The sequence below is a fragment of the Candidatus Zymogenus saltonus genome, from assembly GCA_016929395.1.
In the GTDB taxonomy this organism is placed as follows: domain Bacteria; phylum Desulfobacterota; class Zymogenia; order Zymogenales; family Zymogenaceae; genus Zymogenus; species Zymogenus saltonus.
The window spans coordinates 34,753-54,834 of record JAFGIX010000017.1; the positions used below are offsets into that span (position 1 = coordinate 34,753).

Consider the following 20,082-nt stretch of genomic DNA (forward strand, 5'->3'; position numbering starts at 1 on the left):
CTCAAATAGCCGGATCAAATTTCCAGCTTTTTGCCGGTCTCTTTTTAATCTCCCTTTTTTACCTCGTAGTCCGTCAATATGAGCCCGACAAAATCGACACTCTCGCGCTTGTACCCCTCCTTCTTTGCAACTATGTCGAGCCCCATTGTCGTTAGATCTTCCAGCTGGGGAAAGACGACCGTTTTTTCCCTCTTGTCCACCGATTTTATGTAGTGTTTGCAGGAGTCGCAGACGTAGACACGGTGTATCTCGTCGTTTTTTGCAAAGAAGTATTGGAGTTTTTTCTGGTCTTCCTCGCCGCAGTGGACGCAGACCAGCCGGGGGAAGTTCCAGCTCTGGGAACAGCGGCCGCAGTACAGGAAAAGCCTGTTTTCTTCCCCCTCGATCGCAGAGATGTTGGGGGGCGCGCCGCATATGGGGCAGTAGGATTTGCCCCAGGAGTCGAGTGCTTTTTTTGGCGGATCGGCCAGCTTGACGCCGTTGATCAGCGGCAGAAGAGTCTCGCCGGCGGCGAAAAGTATCACGGGCCTAAGGTGCGAAAAATCTTTGGGGAAGTCGTATTGACCCATCAACACCCCCTCGAGGAGCTCTCTGAACAATTCCTCTCTCTCGAACAGGGCGTTGACTGCAGACGCAAAATCGCTGTTCCTCGTCAAGAGGATTTCCACTATATTTTTAAACCTCTTAAACAATGTGCCGAGGTCTTTGGGGAGAGTCCTTTTATCGATGGCCGGAAAGCCCTCCTTGAGTTTGTCCCAGCTTATGCTTTTTCCGTTTACCGGTATGGTGTCACAAGAGAGCTCCGAGAGCTTCAAAAACAGATCCAGAACCTCGACTATCTCCGGGTGTTTCTCCTTCGACTTTTCTATGGCTCTCCTTTCCTCTCTATTCATATTCATTTTCTCTTTGCTGTTTGTGTCTTTTTCCTTCATGATTGATTGTGTCCGTTTTTTATCTGCTTTATAGAATAAAATAGAGGGCGGCAAAAAAACCGCCCTCTATTTGTGTTGTTGTTTTTTTACCTAAACAGTCTTGCTCTTTCCCTTCTTTTTATACCAGCCCGTCATGTGGGTCTTTGCCCATGCTTCCGTCACCTTGCCGTCGAGCATGGCGTCGACCGATCCCGTGGTCCCGATGGTTCCCAGGTAGATATGAGTCATGGCAAAGCCTCCAATAACCATGACACCGAAGGCGTGGAAAACCATCACCCAGCGCAGGAAGGCGGAGCTCAAGTGTCCCGCTCCCAGCCAGAGGATGAATCCCGTAACGACCATTACGAGGCCGTAGACCGCAACGGTGATGAAGAAGAGTTTCTGACCCGCGTTGTACTTGTAGGGCTCGGGGATCTTGGCGTCCCAGAGGTACCCGCCGGCGGCCTTGAGCCAGACGATGTCGTCGCTGTTCAGCGAGCCGGCGTCCTTCTTCCAGATGGTTATCGCCCAGATGAGGGAGACGGTGAAAAACAATCCTAAAATCCCGTGGATGGCGATGACCGCTCTGTATCCGCCGAAGATAGATGCCAGGGGCTCGAAAGACCTGAAGGCCATCATCAGCCCCGTCGCAACCAGCAGGAGACATGAAACGGCAAGCACCCAGTGAACGACCCTTTCTGTGGGTGTTGTAACTATTACTTTTTTTCCAGCCATGCTAACCCTCCTCTCCTTTGGGCCGCTTCGGGCCTTTGATTACGTAATGGAGCAGAGCCGCGCCGATTACCGCGCCCATTGTGAAGAGTCCGAGGGGCTTGGCGACGTTCTTCCACAGCTTGACGGAGAGGGGCACGCTCGGCGATTTGACCAGTCTGTCGTAGTGCCCTTCCTTTTCCGTAAGGACGTACATGACATGGGTTCCCCCGACGTACTTGTCGCCGTAAAGGGATGCGTCTTCGTATCCCATCGCCACAAGCTCCTTCACCCTCTCGTTGCCCTTCTTGATCATCTCCTCTTTGGTGCCCCAGGAAAGGGTGCCGGTGGGACAGGCCTTTACGCAGGCCGGAACGAGGTTGTTCGTTATCCTGTCCTCGCAGAGGGTACACTTATAGGTCTTCTCGGATTCCCTGTCGTACCTCGGGATGTTGAAGGGACACGCGATGGTGCAGTATTTACATCCTATGCAGAGGTCCTGGTTGAGCCTCACGGCGCCCATCTCCCCGTAACTCAGGGCGCCCGTGGGGCAGACCCTTACGCAGGAGGCGTCGGTGCAGTGCATGCAGCCGTCTTTTCTGAAAATCCACTCTAAATCGCCGTTTTCCTTTACCCCTTCCTGAAAGCGGATAAGGGTCCACGTGTTGTGCTGGAGGTCCTGGGGGTTCTGGTAGCTTCCCACGTTTTTCGTCTGGACCGCGGGCTGGGAGTTCCAGTTTTTACAGGCCACCTGACAGCTCCTGCACCCCGTGCACTTCGAGAGGTCAATGAGCTTTGCCATCTCGTCTCGCATTATTGATTTTGTCGCTGCCATTTACGCCCCACCTCCTTTCGCCTTTTCTACGTTGACAAGAAACGCCTTGGTCTCCGGTATCCCCGTGTTCGGATCACCGATTCCCGCCGTTAACAGGTTTGCCGCATCGCCGAAGGTGAAGACCTCCGGCACCGGCGCATATGAATCGCCGTTCTGACCTTTTTCCGTGGTTCTCCACCCGAAGTGCCAGGGAATGCCGACCTGATGGAGTTCGTTGCCCTGAACCTTCATCGGCTTGAATCTCTTCGTAACGATCGCCACCGCCGTAAGCTCGCCCCTGGCGGACGATACCTTTACAAGGTCTCCGTTTTTGATCCTCTTGAGCTTTGCCAGCTCCTCCGACATCTCCACGAAATTAGAGGGCTGCATCTCCGCGAGCCACGGCTGCCAGCGCGTCATGACGCCCGTCTGCCAATGCTCCGAAACCCTGTACGTTGTGGCGATTATGGGGTAGTTCGGATCACAGACTTTGGCGTATACATCCTTGTCGGAGTCGTAGATGTGAACCGTGGGATTCATAAGCTGATCAGGATTTATCAAGTTCTTCTCCACCGGGCACTCCAGCGGCTCGTAGTGGGTCGGGAAAGGACCCTCCGCCAGGCCGGGGCCGAATATCGATGCAACTCCGTCAGGCTTCATGATGAAGGGGAGCTTTGTTCCCTCCGAATTCATCGGAGGCCATCCGCCGTCCGGAACGTCCCCCACCCACTTGGTGATAGGGCCGGTCCACCTGATGACCGGTTTTAAGGGCGCCCACGGGTTGCCGTTCAGGTCAACGGATGCGCGGTTGTAGATGATCCTGCGGTTGACGGGCCAGCACCAGGCCCATTCTGAGTAAAGCCCGATGCCCGATTTGTCGACGCCGTTTCGCCTTGCGGCCATGTTCCCCTTGACGGTGTACGAGTTGCAGTAGAGCCAATTTCCGCTGGAGGTGGAGCCGTCGTCCTGTAAAAATGCGAAGGACGGGACGAGGTCCCCCTTCTTGAATATGGTGCCGTCTATTACCTTGTCCTTAAGGAAGTAGCCGTTAATCTCTTTTGCGACTTCGTGGATGTCGACTTCCTTGATCTTGCCGTCGATCCCCTTCTTGCCGTAATCCCATGTCAGCAGGGTGAAGGCCTCCTTGAGAACGGAGTTGCTTGCCTCCATCTTCTCCTTGATCTTGTAGTAGAGCTCCGTAATGATCTCGCTGTCGGGAAGCGCTATTCCGGGGGGATTTACCGCCTTGTAGCGCCACTGCATCCAGCGGCCGGAGTTGGTGATGCTTCCCTCCTTCTCAACGGAGCCTGCGCAGGGAAGCATGAAGACCTCGGTGTTGATTTTAGCGGGGTCCATCCCCGGGCCCTTCCAGAAGGAGCCGGTCTCGTTGTCGAAGATGTTGACGTTGACAAGCCAGTCCAGCTTGGCAAGCGCGGCACGAACCTTGTTGGAGTCGGCGCCGGAGCAGGCGGGGTTCATACCCCAGGCTAATAGTCCCTTGATATTATCCTTGTAGATCTGATCCCATATTTCCAGCCACGAGTAGTTGGCGCCGGGATCGAGCTTCGGAAGATAGAGATAGGCCTGTTCCGGGGTGACGTTGAGTCCGTAGTGGGCCGTCATCAGGCTTGTGATATACTTCGGATAGTTGGTCCACCAGCTTGCGCTAAGCGGGTCATTAGAGGTTACGCTTGCCACCTTTGCCTTCTTGTAGTCGTCAAGGGTGGGCCAGCCGGTATTCGGCGTTGTCAAATATCCGGGAAGGATGTGAAACAACAGACATTGGTCGGTGGAGCCCTGCACGTTCGACTCCCCGCGCAGCGCATTCACGCCTCCGCCGGCGATTCCCATGTTGCCCAGGAGGAGCTGGATTATCGCCATGGTCCTGATGTTCTGAACGCCCACGGTATGCTGGGTCCAGCCCATCGCGTACATGATGGTTCCCGCCTTGTCCTTGACGCCCGTCTCCGAGTAGATCTCGTAGATCTCCTTGAGCTTTTCCACTGGGGTTCCTGTAATCGAGGATACGGTCTCCATGTCGTAGCGGTCATACTCCTTTTTTAGAAGCTGAAACACGCACATCGGATTGGATAGGGTCTTGTCCCTGACCGGTACGCCGCGGCCGTCCTTAACGAAGCTCCACGTGGACTTGTCGTACTTGTTTCCGTTGAGTCCTGAAAACACGCCCTTGTTTTCCGCCGGAAGCTTAAAATCCGAATTCACGATAAAAGCGGCGTTTGTGTACTCGGAAAGATACTCGACGAAGTGCTTCTTGTTTTCGATGATGTACTTGATCATCCCGCCCAAAAAGGCGATGTCGGTGCCCGACCTTAACGGCGCATAGTTGTCGGCCTTCGCCGAAGTCCTCGTGAATCTCGGGTCAACGGAAAGGATGGTCGCACCCTTCTCCTTTGCGCGGGTTACCCACTTGAAGGAGATGGGGTGGTTTTCGGCAGCGTTGCTGCCCATAATTAAGATACAATCACTGTTTCCGATGTCGATCCAGTGATTTGTCATTGCGCCTCTTCCAAACGACTCTGCCAGAGCCGCTACCGTGGCGCTGTGTCAGATACGAGCCTGATGCTCTATATACACCAGGCCCAATCCCCTAAGAAATTTTTGGTAAAGGTAACACTCTTCATTGTCCATGGCGGCGCTGCCGATCGAAGCGATCCCGAGGGTGCGGTTCACGGTCTGGCCCGATTCGTTTTTCTCGGTGAATGTCTTCTCGCGGGTCTTGACCACCCTCTCGGCGATCATGTCGATGGCGTCCTCCCAGGACAGCTCCTTCCACTCCTTTGCCCCGGGCGCGCGATAAAGGGGCACCTTCAGGCGGGCTTCGTTCACGGCCATCTGGTACAATGCGGAGCCCTTTGAGCAAAGGGAACCTTCATTGATGGGATGATCCGGATCGCCCTCGGTGTATACGACCTTACCGTTCCTTACGTGAACGATAATTCCGCAGCCCACCGCGCAATAGGGGCAGATGGTGGTTGTCTCCCGGGCGTACTGTATCTTGAGAGGGGTGGCTAATGCTTCAACACCGGAGATGTTGATGCCGAGACCCGTTCCCAAGGCAGTCGCCCCGGAGAGCTTAAGAAAAGTTCTTCTGGTAACTTCCATAGCTCTCCTTTCTCCCTATTGGGTGTTTAGGGTAAACAGGTTTTTTTACAAAAAAAACTAAATGAAAATCTTAAGCTGTGTCCTTAAAAATCCTCTTTGAAAAATTCACCCCAAAAAAAAAGGAAGAAACGTCTCTTCTTCCCATCCGGTGAGCATCAAGGATATAATCCTTGACGCCCCCTGATGATCAAGAGGACATCTCTTCCTTTGCACAATGGCGGGGTGATCGATTGCTCGGTCACCCTCAAGCGGCCCATTCATCCCCGGGGGACGATTGGACTCGGAAGTGAATATTTCAAACTATTCTAAAAATATATACGAGAGGGGTCTCATTGTCAAGCTTTTTTATCCAAAAAAACTTTGGGTAATCGGGCCGAAAAAAACCCCGGGATCACCGGGGCCTTTTTTAAAATTCACTTTTTAGAAACGATTTTTCTCTACAGGCTCAGCTCATCGAGGCCGAGCTCCTTGATCTTGTCCTTGGTCGGTCCTCCCGTAACGTCGTCCCAGCTCATAACCTCGAACAGCCCCTTTTGGAGCGCGTCCATATCGAGGGTGACGTTCTTGTGGGGGCCCTTTTTCATCGGTGGATTCCCGAAGCCTCGGCCGTGCATCTTTGTGTCCTTGGCCTTGATTCCCTCCCTGACGTTGAACGCCTTTCTGAGGCTCAATATCCTCTCTCCGATCTTGAAATACTCGTTCGGGGAGAACTTCCAGCCCGTGGCGGCATTGATGTAATCGATCACAGGGACGGGGCCGGTCAGGGGGCCGAACTCGCAGACTCCGGCGCCGTTGATTATCTGCATGTAGAACGTTGTGGCAGCATAGAGGTTTACACCCTTCATATCCTTTCCCTTGGCCTCCTTTATCATCCTTTTGGCTTCAGGGAAGATCTTCTTGACGCCCCAGAGCTGTCCGTAGAGGAAGCTGGAGATGGTGTGGCGGCCCGGTGTGGGCTCGCACTGGTACGCCATGGCGTATCCCTTGTCGAGGCGCCCGTCGTGCATCGGGAGCTCCTGCCCGCCGGCGTGGACGGCGTACTTGTAGGAATCGCCCCCAATCTCTTCGGAGGCTTTCTTTACGCCGTCGGCGAGAAGATCTCCGATATTTTTACGCTCTATTATCATCTCGACGAGCTTTTTGATCTCTTCACTCTTCCCCCAGCCGAGCTTCAATCCGCCGGTCATCTTCTCGTCGATTATTCCGTTCTCGAAGCACTCGATGGCGAAGGCCACCGCCCCGCCCGTCGAGATCGTATCGATCCCGGCGCGGTTGCACATCTCGTTTATCTCGACGATCGATTCGAGATCGTCGTTTAGAATCAGGCTCCCGAAGGCGGAGAGGGTCTCGTATTCCGGCTTGTGTCCCTCCGTCCCCTTGAACTTGCCGAAGTCGATGTCGAATATCCCGCCGCAGCCCAGGGGGCACGCCTGACAGTGATACTTCTTCTTTTCGTACTTGATTACTTCTTCCTCGGAGAGCTTGGAGCTCTTGGAGTCAAGCGGAAAGTCGGAGTAGCCGACGCCCCCCCAGTTCTTGACGGGGCTGTCCCCCACCTCGGAAGAATAGGCGGTAAGGGCGGAGGTGCCGTACTTTTTAAACATGAGCCTTACCGTGGAGGGCTGGGTCGGAACATGCAATCCCGTCCTTCCGATGAGCTTTCCGAAGGGCTGAAGGAACTTGACCGAGATCTTATCGGGCGGGCCCACCCTCTTGAATTTCTTCATGAATTTTTCCGTGATCTTCTTCATCGCGGCCGGGTCGGCGACAGGAATCTTTCCCGTTCCCTTTACCGAGAAGGCCTTCAGCTTCTTGGAGCCCATGACCGATCCGAGGCCCGAGCGGGCGGCTATCCTGCCGGAGTCGTTGACGATGCCGGAGATAAGAGACACCTTTTCGCCCGCCATCCCGATGGAGGCTATCTGGACCTTTTTGTCGTTTAGATCCTTCTTGATGGCCTCTTCGGTCTCAACCGTGTCCTTTCCCCAGAGGTGCTTTGCGCTCTTGAACTCCACTCCGTCGTTTGTAAGGTGAACCCATACCGGCTCTTTTGAGCTTCCCGTAAAGAAGACGGCGTCGTAGCCCGCCTTTTTGATCTCGTGGGAAAAGAAGCCCCCGGAGTTTGCGTCGCCCCAGCCGCCGGTCAAGGGGGATTTCCCCACGACCATGTATCGGCCCGAGAACATCGCGCCGGTTCCCGTGAGCAACCCGGAGCAAAAGCCGAGATGGGCCTCCGGTGAGAGGGGATCCGTCCCGGGCTTCTGCCTCTGGGTGATCACCGCCGCCCCGAGTCCGTAGCCCGAGAGATACTTCTTGTAAAAGGCATCTCCCGGCTCGACCGTTTCATATGTCTTCTTGCTCAGGTCGCAAACGAGATACCTTCCTATATATCCACCTGGCATAATTTCCTCCCTTATTAACTTAATATTTAATTGGACCGTAGTTAAAACAAAAACATTCTATAACCACTGGTGTTTGAATTGCAATACTTTTTTACACATTGGTCGATGCGTAATACGTTTTTCAGTAAAAAATACTATTACAATATATTATCGGGAGCCAACCGAGAAATAAATTTGAAAAGACTTTCCCGACCCCCCGAACCCCCGACCCCCCGCTCCCTCCTTTGCCTGTCTCAATTTGACCAACGGCGACCGTCACTTACGGCTACCGCTTCTCCTTAGGGCATTTTATTGTCTTCATATCCGTCGAGTAGACGAAATTGTCGTCGTTCTCGATGTCGTGGCACGTGACGCAGTCCTTTTCGGTCGGCGTCTTCTTCATATTAACCTTTGTGTCAAGGACGTGGCGGCTTCCGGGGCCGTGACACGCCTCGCACTGGACGCCAATGAGCTCCCCTGCGGTGTAGAGGTTGGTGAATCCCCCCGGCATTCTGTAACCGGTGGTGTGGCAAGAGAAGCACTCCGGCTCGAACTGTCTTTTATTCTCCCTCAAGGTATCGAACGCACCGGGGTGCCGGGTCTTTTTGACGAAATCGGCGATGGAAGGATGACAGGTGCCGCACATTTTGGCCCCAACGTAGTGGGGATCCTGGGCGAGGTCCGTCGGGCTCCTCTTTCCCTTCTTCAGCATATCTTCCTGAAATTTCCCCTTCTCTTCGATCAATTTATCCTTGTATTCGTTGTCGATCTTCTTTACTTCGGGGTCGTCGGCAAGGTTATCCCCGAGGCTGACGAGGGAGGCCTTTACGGTATTTTTGTGATCCTTTTTGTTTTCCTTCTCAAGCTCCTTGATCTTCTCTTTTATGTCGTCGAGCTCATCCTTTATGATTTTCAGCCCATCATCGACGTTCTTCCCCTCCTCCTTTTTCTTTTTAAAGTCTTTGTACACGTTTTCGAGCTGCTGCCTCCTCATGGTCAGCTTCTGGTATTGGAAGTTTGTTATTTCGCTCTTCCCCTCCAAGTAGAGATCGTAGGGCAGGGAAGAATCGTTGATCTGGATGTCGAGACGACCCACGTATTTGCCCCTGGAGTATATCTGGGAGATAAGGGTGCCGCCGACCTTAATAGGCTGGTAGAGATTTGTCACAGGGTTATGGCCCGTCAATATAAGATCTATCTCGTCGAACCTTCCCGCAATCTCTTTTGCCCTCTCGAATCCGGTGGGACAGAGGACTATTATGAAATCCGACTTCCTCTTGAGCTCCTTGATGACCCCCTTCAGGGCGACGAACTCGTTGTCGACGTAGATCCCCATCTGTTTCTGTTTTTCGCTGGTGAGTATATCCCTGCCGATAACTGACGTTATCCCCACGTTGAAGCCGGAGAGCTTGACGACGGTATAGGGAGTGAAGACGGGTTTACCCCCCTCTTTGTTCAAGATGTTTGCGGAAAGGAATGGGAAGTCCGCCATCGATTCGAGCTCCTTTAGATAATCGACTCCGAAGGAGAGATCGAACTCCCCTATCGACAATGCGGTCCAGTCCATCGCATTGTAGATCTCGATGATATTTTTCCCATGAAGGGAGAGCCTGTAATCGGGACCCTTGCCGTAATACTTCTGTCTGAAGAGGAGGTTGCCGGCGTCCAGGAGCAGGAGATCGGTTGCCTCTCTCCTTACCTGCTTTATGTATGTCGCTTTCCTGGCAAGACCGCCAATCTGGTTTGACCGTCACCCGCAGGGCTCGGTCTCTCCCAGGACGTCGTTGGAGTAGACGATGGTGAAATTGGCCTCGTGTTTTGTCAACTTTGAGCAGTGGGTTACGCCGAAAAGGGCCAGAAGAATTGCGACGACAACGATAACGTCTTTTCTGATGGCGGCAAGATTCATATAAATATTTATCCTCCTTAAATAGATTATTTTTTACATAATATAAGACATTATCGGTTCTGTCAACGATAAAGAAAATTCCATCCTTAAAATCTGCCGGTTTGAACCGATTCCTTGACAGGTGGAGAGATCAAAAGTAAAATCTTAAGATGAATATAGACAATGGAGAAAAGGACAAAGGTTCGCCGATTGCCGTCAGCGTAATAATCCCGACGTACAATCGAATCCGTTCTCTCGAAGATGCGATAAAGAGCGTCCACTCCCAGACGTACGGAGATTTCGAGCTGATCATCGTAGACGACGGCTCCACGGACGGGACGGATCGATTAATCGAGAAATCGGCTCCCGATGCGGTCTACATAAGGCAGGAAAACCGGGGGGTGAGCTCCGCGAGAAACCGTGGAATTTTGGCCTCCCGGGGAAAATACATCGCGTTTCTCGATTCCGACGACAGGTGGCTTGACGAAAAGCTCTCCTTGCAGGTTAAGGCGATGGATGAGGGGCATCTCGTCTCCCATACCGAGGAGATATGGATAAGAAACGGGGTCAGGGTAAATCCAGGGGCAAGACACAGGAAGCACTCGGGAAACGTCTTTGTAAAATCGCTCCCCCTGGTAATCATCAGTCTCTCTTCCGTAATTATAAGGAGGGAGGTCTTCGACGACGTGGGCCTCTTCGACGAGAAGCTCCTGGCCGCGGAAGACTACGACATGTGGCTCAGGATTACGGCGCGCTACCCGGTTCACTTCATTGAAAGGCCCCTGATCGTAAAGACGGGTGGACACAGGGATCAGCTGTCGCGGAGGTACTGGGGGCTCGACATGCTGAGGATCTACGCCCTCGAGAAGATCCTTCGATCCGGCGTCCTCGACGGGGATGAAAGGCAGGGGGACAGGATCGCCGTCATGGAGGAGATCGTCAAGAAGGCGAAGATAGTGGGCGGGGGGGCGAAAAAGAGGGGGAACATCGAGGGAGAGATCTATTTCAAGAACAAGGCGAGGGAATATGAAGAGAAGATCCAATCAAGCCCTAAATAGTGCGGTGGTTGTAGACGTTTCGATTAAGAAGATTGACCTCGGCGACAGGCGCTACGCCGTTTCTTTCGACCCGGATTCGCTCGATCAAATGCCTGCCCTTGTCGATTCGATCGCGGCCTTCGGGATCGTAAGCCCGGCGAGGCTCATCAAAGAGGAGGACGGTCGTTGCGTCCCCGTCTCCGGGTGGAGGAGGCTCTTCGCGGCGGAGAGGCTTGGTCTTGAGACTGTCCCGGCGCTGGTATACGACCGAGGGCTTTCCGACGCCGATGCGATGATCCTTGCCCTTATGGACAACTTCCCGGCAAGGGAGTACACGGCTGCCGAGGCCTCGACAATCGTCTCCCGGCTGATCAACGATTTCGGTTTGGGGGAGGAGGAAGTTCTCGAGGAGTTCTTCGACCTGATTCACCTTCCGAAGTCGAGAAACGTGCTCAGAGACCTCCTTGCAATAAATGACCTCTCACGCGAAATAAAGGGGCTCTGCCACGCGAGGCGCTACCCCTTAAAGCCGATTGTGAGCTGGTGCGGGTTTGACGAGGGCGATAGGGGTGCTCTCTTGACGCTGGTCTCGGCCGCTCCGTTCGGCTCCGGGGTGGTCACGGAGCTTCTGGGCTCTGTCACGGATATCGTGAAGCGGGATCGAATCACGGTCGATGAAATTTTAGAGGATACCGCGATAAAAAAGGTAATTGCGGACGAGGGTGTGCCGTCGGGCATGAGGGGGGAGAGGATAAGGGAGAGGATTCGCGAAATAAGGTACCCCATACACTCCGGACTCAACAGGAGATTCGATGACGCCGTGACGAGACTGGGCCTTCCCTGCGGGGCCGGTATATCCCACCCCCCCCACTTCGAGGCGGATTACCTCGAGCTTAAGTTTCGCTTCAAAGACAGCCGGGATATAAAGAGGCTGGGGGAGTTCCTGACGTCAGAATCGGAGTCGGAGGAGATTAAAGATCTCCTCGAAATGGTGTAGTCTTGTACGGGTTTGAAAATATCTACGTAGAGGAGGGGGCGAGGGGGTTCCCCCTGACGGAGAGGGTATTGGGCCGGCTCGGCAGTGAGGCTGTGGTCGTCTCCGATTTTCGCGACATCCCCAAGGCGGGGGAGGGGAAAAAGAGCCTCGTCCTCGCACTGCATAAGGGGCGGATCGTCAAGAACTGCCCCGGTACCGTTAACCACATCTGCTGCGGCTACCACGTGATAAACCAGGTCCTGGGGTGCGACGTAGACTGCACCTACTGCATTTTGAATTGTTACATCAACGCCCCGGGCGTCGTTATCAACGTGAACCTCGACGACACGATTTCCGAGCTCGACAGGGTCCTCGATGGTAAAAGGAAATATATCTATCGGGTCGGGACTGGGGAGCTGACCGACAGCTTCTACCTCGAAGACCTCACTGGGCTGGCGGCCGGATTCGTCCAATATTTCGCCGATAAAAAAAACGTCCTCTTCGAGCTCAAGACGAAGAAGACCGATATAGATGGAGTCCTTGACCTTGACCACAGAGGGAGGACGATCATCTCCTGGTCTCTCAACGCCGGTCCCGTGGCCGGGTCGGAGGAGGCGGGGGCGGCCCCGATCATGGAGAGGCTTAAGGCCGCCGGGCGCGCCCAAAGGAGGGGCTACTACATCGGGTTTCACTTCGACCCGATCGTTCACTACGACGGCTGGGAGTCCGGGTACGATGAGACGGCCCGGGCGATCTTCGACTTCGTCGATCCCAAAAAGATATTGTGGATAAGCCTCGGCACCTTTCGCTCGCCGCCCCACCTCTTCGAGATCATCAGGAGACGCCACCCTAAAAGCGCCATAGTCACCGGGGAGTCCTTCCCGGGGGACGACGGCAAGCTGCGATACATAAAGCCTTTGAGGGTCGAGATGTACCGGAGGCTCCTGAAATCCCTCAAGAGATACGGCGGGGACGACCTCTTCGTCTACCTCTGCATGGAGAGGAGGGACGTCTGGGAGAAGGTCTACGGCGGAGCATTTGAGATTCCCAAAAATAGCGGCGATCTGGACAGGATGTTTCACGAAAACCTGAAGAGTAAGTGGATTGCAGATGGCGAGAGTTAAAATCACCTTCAAGGGCAAGGGAGCCGAAAGTGCCGGGAATATCGAGTCGGTAAAGGTCAAGAGGTCCCTCGTGACCGACATCTCCCCCGACTCGGAGGAGTGGGAGGCGATATGCAACCGCTGCGGGAAATGCTGCTTCGACAAGCTGGTGGACGAGGACGACAACCTGGTCGCCACATCCCCCTGCGCATATCTCGACGGCGAGACGGGGCTCTGCACCGTGTACGAAAAGCGCTTTGAAATGGAGGCGGACTGCCTGAAACTGACGCCGGACAACATACTGGAGTTCGACTGGCTCCCGGACGATTGCGGCTATATAAAGCATTTCAAGCTCCGGGAGAAAAAAGAGGCAAAAAGGTGATATTATTTGAGACGACCCACCCCTTTTCTGGTATAATTCCCCTTCGGATATTTGTGTCGAAAGACGGACAACGGCGGGATATTGAGTTTCGATCAAATCTCTCAATATATGCTGGAGCATAGAATGCACGAGCTCCCCGTTACAGAGGAGATACTTAAGATCGCGGTGAGGCACGCCGAGAGGAACGGCGCGAGAAGGATCATCAGCATCAACCTCGCCATCGGCGACCTGTCGGACCTGATAGACGATTGGGTCCAGCGCTATTTCGATTATCTCTCCAAGGACTCCATAGCGGACGGGGCGAAGCTCGATATCGAGCGGGTGCCGATCACGGTCATGTGCGGTAAATGCGACAAGCCCTTCGAGGTGGACAAGAAGGAGATGAACTTCAACTGCCCCGTCTGCGGCGAGAAAGGGACGGAGCTGCTCAAGGGGCGCGAGTTCACGGTGAAGAGTATTGAGATTGAGTGAGGAACTATATAAACCTATTTTAGTAAAAAGAATTTGAGGTTTTTATTATGTCCGTTCCACTATATCATGAAATGTTCAATCCATTGTTACAGGCACTTCACGAACTTGGAGGCTCCGCCACGATTTCAGAGCTCGAAGAAAAGACTGTAGAGATAATGAACCTGTCTGAAGATGATATTAGTGAGATACACAGCGAAAGCAGAACTGAATTCAGCTATCGATTGGCATGGGCCAGATCATATCTTAAAAAGTACAATCTAATTGAAAATTCATCGAGAGGTGTTTGGTCTTTAACGACTGAAGGGTGGAGAATTAAGAGTGTAGATAGCGATAAAGTTATAAAAGCATATAGGTACTATCTTAGAAAAGATAAAGTAGATATTAAAGAAGAGATTGATGAAGAGATTGAAACTACATGGCAGAACGAGTTAATAGATATAGTAAAAAAAATGAAACCGGAAGCTTTTGAAAGATTGTGCCAAAGGCTGTTAAGAGAGTCTGGTTTTACAAACGTAGAGGTCACTAAAAGGAGCGGAGATGGTGGTATAGATGGTCAGGGGGTTTTAAAAATTGGAGGCCTGCTTTCATTTAATGTTATTTTTCAGTCCAAAAGATATAAAGGAAGTGTGCCACCTTCCGTGGTTAGGGATTTTAGAGGGGCAATGGTTGGGCGAGCCGATAAAGGTCTTATAATTACTACGGGGACGTTTACAAGAGAAGCCAAACTTGAGGCTAAAAGAGATGGTGCTCCTCTTATTGACCTAATAGATGGAGAGGAGTTGGTAGAGAAACTGAAAGAACTTTCCATTGGGGTAAAGGTAGAGGAAAGAATCGAGGAAGATGTAATTATTAACAAAGAATGGTTTAAAAATCTATAGAATTTCCGTTCAAAAGGAGAACAATATGGCGGTCAAGCTGGTAGTTATCAAGGAGGACATCTTAAAGGACAACAACGAGATGTCCGCGATGCTGAGAGACAAGTTCAAGAAAAACAAGACCCTTGTAATGAACCTCATGTCGTCGCCCGGCGCGGGGAAGACCTCGGTCATCCTGGAGACGCTCGGGCGCCTCGGCGAAGAGATCAAATCCGCGGTGATCGAGGGTGACGTGACATCCACCGTGGACGCCGAAAAGCTGGACGCCGTGGGCGTCCCGACGCTCCAGATAAACACGGGCGGGTCGTGCCACATCGACTCGGCCATGATAGAGCAGGCCATCGTGGACTTCGACGTAGACCCCTACGATTTCATCATCGTGGAGAACGTGGGAAACCTCGTCTGCCCCGCCGAGTTCGAGGTGGGAGAGGACATCCGGGTGATGATTCTCTCGGTGCCTGAAGGTCACGACAAGCCTAAGAAATACCCCCTCATGTTCACCGAGACGGAGGCCTGCCTCCTGAACAAGATCGACCTCCTCCCCTACACCGATTTCGACATGGACGAGTTCAAGGACACGGTAAAGAGCCTGAACCCGAAAAGCACGATATTTCCCGTCTCGATGAAGACAAAGGAGGGGATCGACGATTGGGTAAAGTGGCTCAAGGGGAAGATCGAGGAGAAGATGGGCGGCTGATCCCCGCGGATTGACGATTTGTTTAGTTTTGATAATCAGCAGTATTGGACCTGTTTTTATTAAATAGTGGAGCGGATGAAGGATAATATAGAACAGAAGGGCGGGGGAAGGGGAATCAAGGAAAAGGGGGAGCGTTTTAAGCGGCTTGACAGGATAATCCACCCGAAGTCGTTGGCGATAATCGGCGCCACGCCGAATCCCGGAAAATACGGCTGGCTCTACCAGTCGGCCATAACGGCCATCGGCTTTAAGGGAAACCTGTATCCGATAAGCGACAAGGCGGACGAGATACTGGGCGTCAAGGCCTACCGGTCGCTGTCCGACCTGCCGGAGGTCCCCGACCTCGCAGTCATAGTGATCCCGGCCCCATACGTTCCGGAGGCGCTTAAGGAAGCGCTTGATGCCGGGATTGCCGGCGCCGTGATAATGTCGGCGGGCTTCAGCGAGGAGGGGGAGGAAGGGGCGGCGCTGGAGGATGAGATAAGGTCGATCGCCGACGGGAGAATCCGGGTGATCGGACCCAACTGCTTCGGCACCTATTCCCCGAAGGTTGGGGTCACCATCATCCCGGGGTCGGGATTTTCCACCGAGCCCGGGCCGGTCGGTTTTTTCGCCCAGAGCGGAGGACTCACCGCCGACCTCTGCCAGCTCGCCAAAGGAAGCGGTGTTCGGTTTTCCGCCGCGGTAAGCTACGGAAACGGAGTCGACGTAAACGAGGTCGACCTCCTCGAATATTTCGCCGAGGACAAAGACACCAAGGTCATCGCGGCGTACCTCGAGGGGGTGCTTGACGGGGAGAGGTTCTTCGAGCTCCTGAGAGATGTGACCCCCAAAAAGCCGGTGATAATCTGGAAGGGGGGAATGACGGAGGCGGGAGGCAGGGCGGTCATGAGCCACACGGCCTCGATGGGGGGAAGCAGGATGGTTTGGGACGCGATCTTCAGGCAGACCGGCGCGGTCAGGGCCTCGGGACTAGAGGACATGGTCGATGCGATGTCCGCCTTCTGCAATATTTATCCCCGAAGTTATCCCATGAGCAACTCCGGTGGGGGAGGCAACATCGCCATGATGGGGGGCGGCGGGGCGTTATGCGTCGAGGCGGCCGACCTCGCCGAGGATATGGGCCTTGACATACCGACTTTCCCGGCCAATGTCCAGGATGAGATCAGGAAAAATCTCCCGCCAAAGGGAAGCAATCCCAAAAATCCGGTCGACACGGGAAATCCGATGATACCGCCTGCTGTAATGACCGGTTTTCTCGAAACGGCGGCAAGAGTGGATGGAATCGACTACCTTATTCTCATCCAGATACTATTTCACATTCAGATGCTGTTCAAGAAGCTGTCCGGAGACGACTCCACCCCCCTCTCTAACTTCGCCTTCTACCCGGAGCTCTCCAAGGGGGTGAAAGGGGTCATCGAGAAATACGGAAAGCCGGTGGTCTGCGTTCTCCCCAGGACGAGCACGACCGAAAGCGACGAGGATATGGAGCTCGAGCTGGAGTGGAGAAGGGCAAGGAGTGCGTTTATCGACGCCGGCGCCGCGGTCTTCCCGACGATGGAGAGGGCCATGACAGCAATATCGAGGGTGGCCCGATACAGGAGCTGCCTCGGGGCGAAGGGGAGATAGGGAACCTGTAAATGGCAAAGGAGCCGAAAGAGAGGGAGGAAACAATAAGGCGCGACATAATCCGTCTTATGATGGAGGGGCCGGTCACCCCCTACGACATCTCCGGCGAGCTTCGGATCTCGGAGCGGGAGGCGGTCGATCACCTTTCTCACGCCCTCGTAAGCGCAAAGAGGAAGTACAGGGTAGAGGTGACCCCGGCATTCTGCAAGTCGTGCGGATTTGAGTTCAGCGACAGGAAAAAGGTGAAGAGGCCCTCCAGGTGCCCAAAATGCAAGGAGGGGAGGGTGGAATCCGCCCGCTATCATATCAAATGAAGACGCAAATGAAGACGCAAATGAACACGCAAATGAACACGCAAATGAATACGCAAATGAACACGCAAATGAACACGCAAATGAACACGCAAGGGAACACGAAAGGGGGAGTGACGTTGTGACATGGGTCTCAGCCCGGTTCGTCCTCTCCCCGGCGGGCCGACGTTGAGTTTCTTTGTATCAAACTTTGCCGTTCTTGAACCAGCCGCCGACAGCGATGAAATTCAATATCAGGCCGAAGAGGTTGATCCCGACCGCCGCTCCCCATGCCCAGATCGAGCTGTAGAGGGAGGGATCGCTTATCAGGTTGAGGATATGTTTAACCACGCCGCCGTAGCCGAAGACGAGTAGGGCGATCAGCATGAGAACCCGGTACGTCTTTAGCCACCTCAGGGCGCCGGGAATAAGAAATAGGCCATATACCGCCATGGAGACGGCGCCGGCGACAGGCTCCGTCGCCGAGAGCCTGGGCCTGCCGGTCAAGACGGCACCGTAGCTTACGGCGTTGTAGCCGATCCCGAGGATCATATAGACGAGCTGAAGCGTGAGGAGTCCTTTAAGTCTCATGGGTAAAGCTCCTATTACCATTTTAATATTGAGAAATCCAAGTAACCCAAATCTATCCTTTTTGCCCCGAATGTCAAGGGAAAAGGGATGCTGTTTTACCGCCCCTGTTTTTTATTGAAATTTCTTCTTGACAACTCCTTCCGGTTTATATATAAGGATGTTGTTAGCCCTGCCTAATATTGTTATATATGTCGAATATAGGGTTTTAGGACGGGCCGACTAGGGTAATATTGAGGACTGAGGGAGCGGGAAAAGTCTTCAGTTGAGTCTTTTGGTAACGGTCAATAAAAACTTGGTGACCATGAGAAAAAGAGAGAAGCTTGTCTCCGACGTGGGTGAGATCGAGCGGATATTGACGGGGGCGAAGGTCCTGAGGGTGGCGTTCAGCAAGGATGACAGGCCCTACATAGTCCCCGTGAACTTCGGCTACGAGTCGGGGAGGCTCTTCTTCCACACCGGCTACAGGGGAAAGAAGATGGAGTTTCTGATGGCGAACCCGGAGGTCTGCTTCGAGGTGGATTCAAAAGTCGAGGTCGTCCCGTCCGATGAGGCGTGCGGATTTTCGTGCAGATACATGAGCATTGTCGGCTACGGCACAGCGAGGCTCGTAGAGGACGTTGAGGAGAAGATACGGTCTCTCGACATCATCATGGCCCACTACTCGGACAAAAAATTCGAGTACAAACCTGAGGTTTTAAAGATCACGGCGGTCGTGGAGATTACAATATCCTACATGACCGGAAGGCGCTCGGGATATTGATAGTGATATTGATAGGAGGGAGGCAAATCATGTATAAAAAAGATGAAAAACTTGTGAAATCCCTTGCGGGAAAAATCGGCCGAAGGGAGTTCGTCAAGAAGGGCGCCCTTATCGGCGCGTCATCCGCCGCGGCGCTTCGCATCGCGGGGCGAATCGCACCGGGGGAGGCGCTGGCGGTGGAGACCCCGGAGCTCGACCGCATGAATGTAAAGTGCCTGAAGGTGGGCTTCACGAACTGCTTTTTTATCCCATGCGACGGCGGCTACATGCAGATCGACGTGGGCTATCCCAATGATTATAAGAAGTATTTGAAGGGGCTTGGCAGTCTCGGCATCGACATATCGGAGATAAAGTACCTCCTTCTGACCCACCACCACGACGACCACGTCGGGTTTGCCGCCGAGCTCGTGAAGAACTGCGGAGCGAAGATCATCGTCCACGAGAGGGCGCTGGAGCCGCTGGCCAGGGGCGCCTCCGAGGAGGACATCCGGCCGGTCAACGGGTGTGTGACGCTCATCTTTCTGATCTTCTCCTCCTTCCACAAGTTCGTCTTTCCGCCTGTGATTACCACCCCGAAGGATTTCATCGTGAAGGGTGACGACGGCGAACTGTTGAGGAAGATCGGGGTGGACGCCGACATCCTGTACACGCCGGGGCACACCGACGACTCGATCTCTGTGGTGATGAAGAACGACGGCGGAGACGAGATCGCCTTTGCGGGGGATGTGGCGATGGACCTGTTCAACTTCTGCTGCTGCAAACACAGGCCGATATTCGTGAAGGACATAGAGGAGGTGTACCGAAGCTGGGATCGGTTCAGGGAGCGGGGCGTGAGGACGATCTACCCGGCCCACGGGGACCCGTTTTCGATGGAGGAGCTTGTGCGGGTGTAGGGGGAGTTAAAATACTCATAGATATTTATTATTTAATCGGGTAGATTTATATAAATCTTATCCAATATCCTTTTATTGACTATTTTATCTGATCCCTTGTATTTTGACACCTTTTAATGGTTTTTCTTGTCGACTAATAAAGTCATGAAGGTCAGTGTAAAAAAAATGGTCTAATGTTTTTATTTGCTCTGACAATAATATGTCTTCAACCATATTAGGACGGATATCACAATAATAAACACCATCAAGAGGATTCAATTTAATTGAATATCCTTTAAAATGCCCCGGTAAAAAAGTTGAGTTAATTCCATATCTATTTTCTTGTTTTGTATTCTTTCTCTGAACATCATTTAAAAAAACAGCAATATGTGGCAAGGCAGTACCAGTTAATTTACTATACAGGAATTTGTCTATAAAGATTTTATCAATTCTGTCTTTGCTTGATGTTTTTACTGAACCTATTAATTTTAGGGAATTATAAACGATTTTCCACCAAATTAGTTAGATAAGAAACTACAATTTCGAATATATCATCATTATAACGGTTATT

General features: G+C 53.0%; 20 protein-coding genes. 12 read left to right on the forward strand and 8 right to left on the reverse strand.

Annotated elements, in window-relative coordinates; all coding sequences use genetic code 11:
* Positions 1-44: 44 nt before the first annotated feature.
* The 6 genes from JW984_03450 to JW984_03475 form a co-directional block, all read right to left on the reverse strand.
* On the reverse strand, positions 45-893 hold the full coding sequence (locus JW984_03450) for a formate dehydrogenase accessory protein FdhE (protein ID MBN1572236.1): 849 nt from the start codon (positions 891-893) through the stop codon (positions 45-47).
* Between the two features lie 129 nt (positions 894-1,022).
* Complete coding sequence (locus tag JW984_03455) at positions 1,023-1,646, reverse strand: formate dehydrogenase subunit gamma (protein MBN1572237.1); 624 nt, start codon at positions 1,644-1,646, stop codon at positions 1,023-1,025.
* Between the two features lies 1 nt (position 1,647).
* The gene (locus tag JW984_03460; protein ID MBN1572238.1) at positions 1,648-2,436 is read right to left on the reverse strand and encodes a 4Fe-4S dicluster domain-containing protein; all 789 of its coding nucleotides are present in this window, start codon (positions 2,434-2,436) and stop codon (positions 1,648-1,650) included.
* 21 nt (positions 2,437-2,457) lie between these two features.
* Complete coding sequence (fdnG, locus tag JW984_03465; protein MBN1572239.1) at positions 2,458-5,559, reverse strand: formate dehydrogenase-N subunit alpha; 3,102 nt, start codon at positions 5,557-5,559, stop codon at positions 2,458-2,460.
* Between the two features lie 437 nt (positions 5,560-5,996).
* Entirely contained in the window at positions 5,997-7,961 is a 1,965-nt protein-coding gene (locus JW984_03470) for an aldehyde ferredoxin oxidoreductase family protein (GenBank protein MBN1572240.1), read from the reverse strand.
* A gap of 265 nt (positions 7,962-8,226) precedes the next feature.
* Positions 8,227-9,507 carry a hypothetical protein gene (locus JW984_03475; protein MBN1572241.1) on the reverse strand — a complete coding sequence of 427 codons (1,281 nt, stop codon included), beginning with the start codon at positions 9,505-9,507 and terminating at the stop codon, positions 8,227-8,229.
* Between the two features lie 30 nt (positions 9,508-9,537).
* On the opposite strand from JW984_03475, the gene JW984_03480 reads away from it, so the two are divergent.
* The gene (locus tag JW984_03480) at positions 9,538-9,687 is read left to right on the forward strand and encodes a hypothetical protein (GenBank protein ID MBN1572242.1); all 150 of its coding nucleotides are present in this window, start codon (positions 9,538-9,540) and stop codon (positions 9,685-9,687) included.
* A 3-nt stretch (positions 9,688-9,690) separates the two neighbouring features.
* Here the strand turns inward: JW984_03480 and JW984_03485 are convergent, their stop codons facing one another.
* Entirely contained in the window at positions 9,691-9,849 is a 159-nt protein-coding gene (locus tag JW984_03485; protein ID MBN1572243.1) for a hypothetical protein, read from the reverse strand.
* Positions 9,850-9,998: 149 nt separating this feature from the next.
* On the opposite strand from JW984_03485, the gene JW984_03490 reads away from it, so the two are divergent.
* From JW984_03490 to JW984_03530, 9 genes are all read left to right on the forward strand, one after another.
* Positions 9,999-10,886, forward strand: coding sequence for a glycosyltransferase family 2 protein (locus JW984_03490; protein ID MBN1572244.1), 888 nt, complete (start codon positions 9,999-10,001; stop codon positions 10,884-10,886).
* Positions 10,855-11,862, forward strand: coding sequence for a ParB N-terminal domain-containing protein (locus JW984_03495; GenBank protein MBN1572245.1), 1,008 nt, complete (start codon positions 10,855-10,857; stop codon positions 11,860-11,862). The genes JW984_03490 and JW984_03495 overlap by 32 nt, the downstream gene beginning before the upstream one ends.
* Before the next feature lie 2 nt (positions 11,863-11,864).
* Positions 11,865-12,965 (forward strand): DNA photolyase, encoded by a 1,101-nt coding sequence (locus JW984_03500; GenBank protein ID MBN1572246.1) that lies wholly within the window; start codon positions 11,865-11,867, stop codon positions 12,963-12,965.
* Complete coding sequence (locus tag JW984_03505; protein ID MBN1572247.1) at positions 12,952-13,326, forward strand: YkgJ family cysteine cluster protein; 375 nt, start codon at positions 12,952-12,954, stop codon at positions 13,324-13,326. The genes JW984_03500 and JW984_03505 overlap by 14 nt, the downstream gene beginning before the upstream one ends.
* A 123-nt stretch (positions 13,327-13,449) precedes the next feature.
* On the forward strand, positions 13,450-13,797 hold the full coding sequence (gene hypA, locus JW984_03510; GenBank protein MBN1572248.1) for a hydrogenase maturation nickel metallochaperone HypA: 348 nt from the start codon (positions 13,450-13,452) through the stop codon (positions 13,795-13,797).
* Positions 13,798-13,844: 47 nt separating this feature from the next.
* Entirely contained in the window at positions 13,845-14,675 is an 831-nt protein-coding gene (locus JW984_03515) for a restriction endonuclease (GenBank protein ID MBN1572249.1), read from the forward strand.
* Between the two features lie 25 nt (positions 14,676-14,700).
* Positions 14,701-15,369 carry a hydrogenase nickel incorporation protein HypB gene (gene hypB / locus JW984_03520; protein MBN1572250.1) on the forward strand — a complete coding sequence of 223 codons (669 nt, stop codon included), beginning with the start codon at positions 14,701-14,703 and terminating at the stop codon, positions 15,367-15,369.
* Between the two features lie 75 nt (positions 15,370-15,444).
* Positions 15,445-16,998, forward strand: a complete 1,554-nt coding sequence (locus JW984_03525; GenBank protein MBN1572251.1) for a CoA-binding protein — start codon at positions 15,445-15,447, stop codon at positions 16,996-16,998.
* Between the two features lie 11 nt (positions 16,999-17,009).
* On the forward strand, positions 17,010-17,312 hold the full coding sequence (locus tag JW984_03530; protein ID MBN1572252.1) for a transcriptional regulator: 303 nt from the start codon (positions 17,010-17,012) through the stop codon (positions 17,310-17,312).
* Positions 17,313-17,492: 180 nt separating this feature from the next.
* On the opposite strand, the gene JW984_03535 is transcribed toward JW984_03530, so the two are convergent.
* Complete coding sequence (locus JW984_03535) at positions 17,493-17,879, reverse strand: hypothetical protein (protein MBN1572253.1); 387 nt, start codon at positions 17,877-17,879, stop codon at positions 17,493-17,495.
* Positions 17,880-18,180: 301 nt separating this feature from the next.
* On the opposite strand from JW984_03535, the gene JW984_03540 reads away from it, so the two are divergent.
* Positions 18,181-18,639: a pyridoxamine 5'-phosphate oxidase family protein gene (locus JW984_03540; protein MBN1572254.1), complete on the forward strand. Its 459-nt coding sequence runs from the start codon at positions 18,181-18,183 to the stop codon at positions 18,637-18,639.
* A gap of 29 nt (positions 18,640-18,668) precedes the next feature.
* Positions 18,669-19,532: an MBL fold metallo-hydrolase gene (locus JW984_03545; GenBank protein MBN1572255.1), complete on the forward strand. Its 864-nt coding sequence runs from the start codon at positions 18,669-18,671 to the stop codon at positions 19,530-19,532.
* Positions 19,533-20,082: the final 550 nt, after the last annotated feature.

What these genes read in the sequence shown, in the direction of transcription:
- JW984_03450 (MBN1572236.1), bottom strand. Translation starts at nt 893, where the DNA reads ATGAATAGAGAGGAAAGGAGAGCCATAGAAAAGTCGAAGGAGAAACAC.
- JW984_03455 (MBN1572237.1), bottom strand. Translation starts at nt 1,646, where the DNA reads ATGGCTGGAAAAAAAGTAATAGTTACAACACCCACAGAAAGGGTCGTT.
- JW984_03460 (MBN1572238.1), bottom strand. Translation starts at nt 2,436, where the DNA reads ATGCGAGACGAGATGGCAAAGCTCATTGACCTCTCGAAGTGCACGGGG.
- JW984_03470 (MBN1572240.1), bottom strand. Translation starts at nt 7,961, where the DNA reads ATGCCAGGTGGATATATAGGAAGGTATCTCGTTTGCGACCTGAGCAAG.
- JW984_03475 (MBN1572241.1), bottom strand. Translation starts at nt 9,507, where the DNA reads ATGGACTGGACCGCATTGTCGATAGGGGAGTTCGATCTCTCCTTCGGA.
- JW984_03480 (MBN1572242.1), top strand. Translation starts at nt 9,538, where the DNA reads ATGAAGGGAGAGCCTGTAATCGGGACCCTTGCCGTAATACTTCTGTCT.
- JW984_03485 (MBN1572243.1), bottom strand. Translation starts at nt 9,849, where the DNA reads ATGAATCTTGCCGCCATCAGAAAAGACGTTATCGTTGTCGTCGCAATT.
- JW984_03490 (MBN1572244.1), top strand. Translation starts at nt 9,999, where the DNA reads ATGAATATAGACAATGGAGAAAAGGACAAAGGTTCGCCGATTGCCGTC.
- JW984_03495 (MBN1572245.1), top strand. Translation starts at nt 10,855, where the DNA reads ATGAAGAGAAGATCCAATCAAGCCCTAAATAGTGCGGTGGTTGTAGAC.
- JW984_03505 (MBN1572247.1), top strand. Translation starts at nt 12,952, where the DNA reads ATGGCGAGAGTTAAAATCACCTTCAAGGGCAAGGGAGCCGAAAGTGCC.
- hypA (MBN1572248.1), top strand. Translation starts at nt 13,450, where the DNA reads ATGCACGAGCTCCCCGTTACAGAGGAGATACTTAAGATCGCGGTGAGG.
- JW984_03515 (MBN1572249.1), top strand. Translation starts at nt 13,845, where the DNA reads ATGTCCGTTCCACTATATCATGAAATGTTCAATCCATTGTTACAGGCA.
- hypB (MBN1572250.1), top strand. Translation starts at nt 14,701, where the DNA reads ATGGCGGTCAAGCTGGTAGTTATCAAGGAGGACATCTTAAAGGACAAC.
- JW984_03525 (MBN1572251.1), top strand. Translation starts at nt 15,445, where the DNA reads ATGAAGGATAATATAGAACAGAAGGGCGGGGGAAGGGGAATCAAGGAA.
- JW984_03530 (MBN1572252.1), top strand. Translation starts at nt 17,010, where the DNA reads ATGGCAAAGGAGCCGAAAGAGAGGGAGGAAACAATAAGGCGCGACATA.
- JW984_03535 (MBN1572253.1), bottom strand. Translation starts at nt 17,879, where the DNA reads ATGAGACTTAAAGGACTCCTCACGCTTCAGCTCGTCTATATGATCCTC.
- JW984_03540 (MBN1572254.1), top strand. Translation starts at nt 18,181, where the DNA reads ATGAGAAAAAGAGAGAAGCTTGTCTCCGACGTGGGTGAGATCGAGCGG.
- JW984_03545 (MBN1572255.1), top strand. Translation starts at nt 18,669, where the DNA reads ATGTATAAAAAAGATGAAAAACTTGTGAAATCCCTTGCGGGAAAAATC.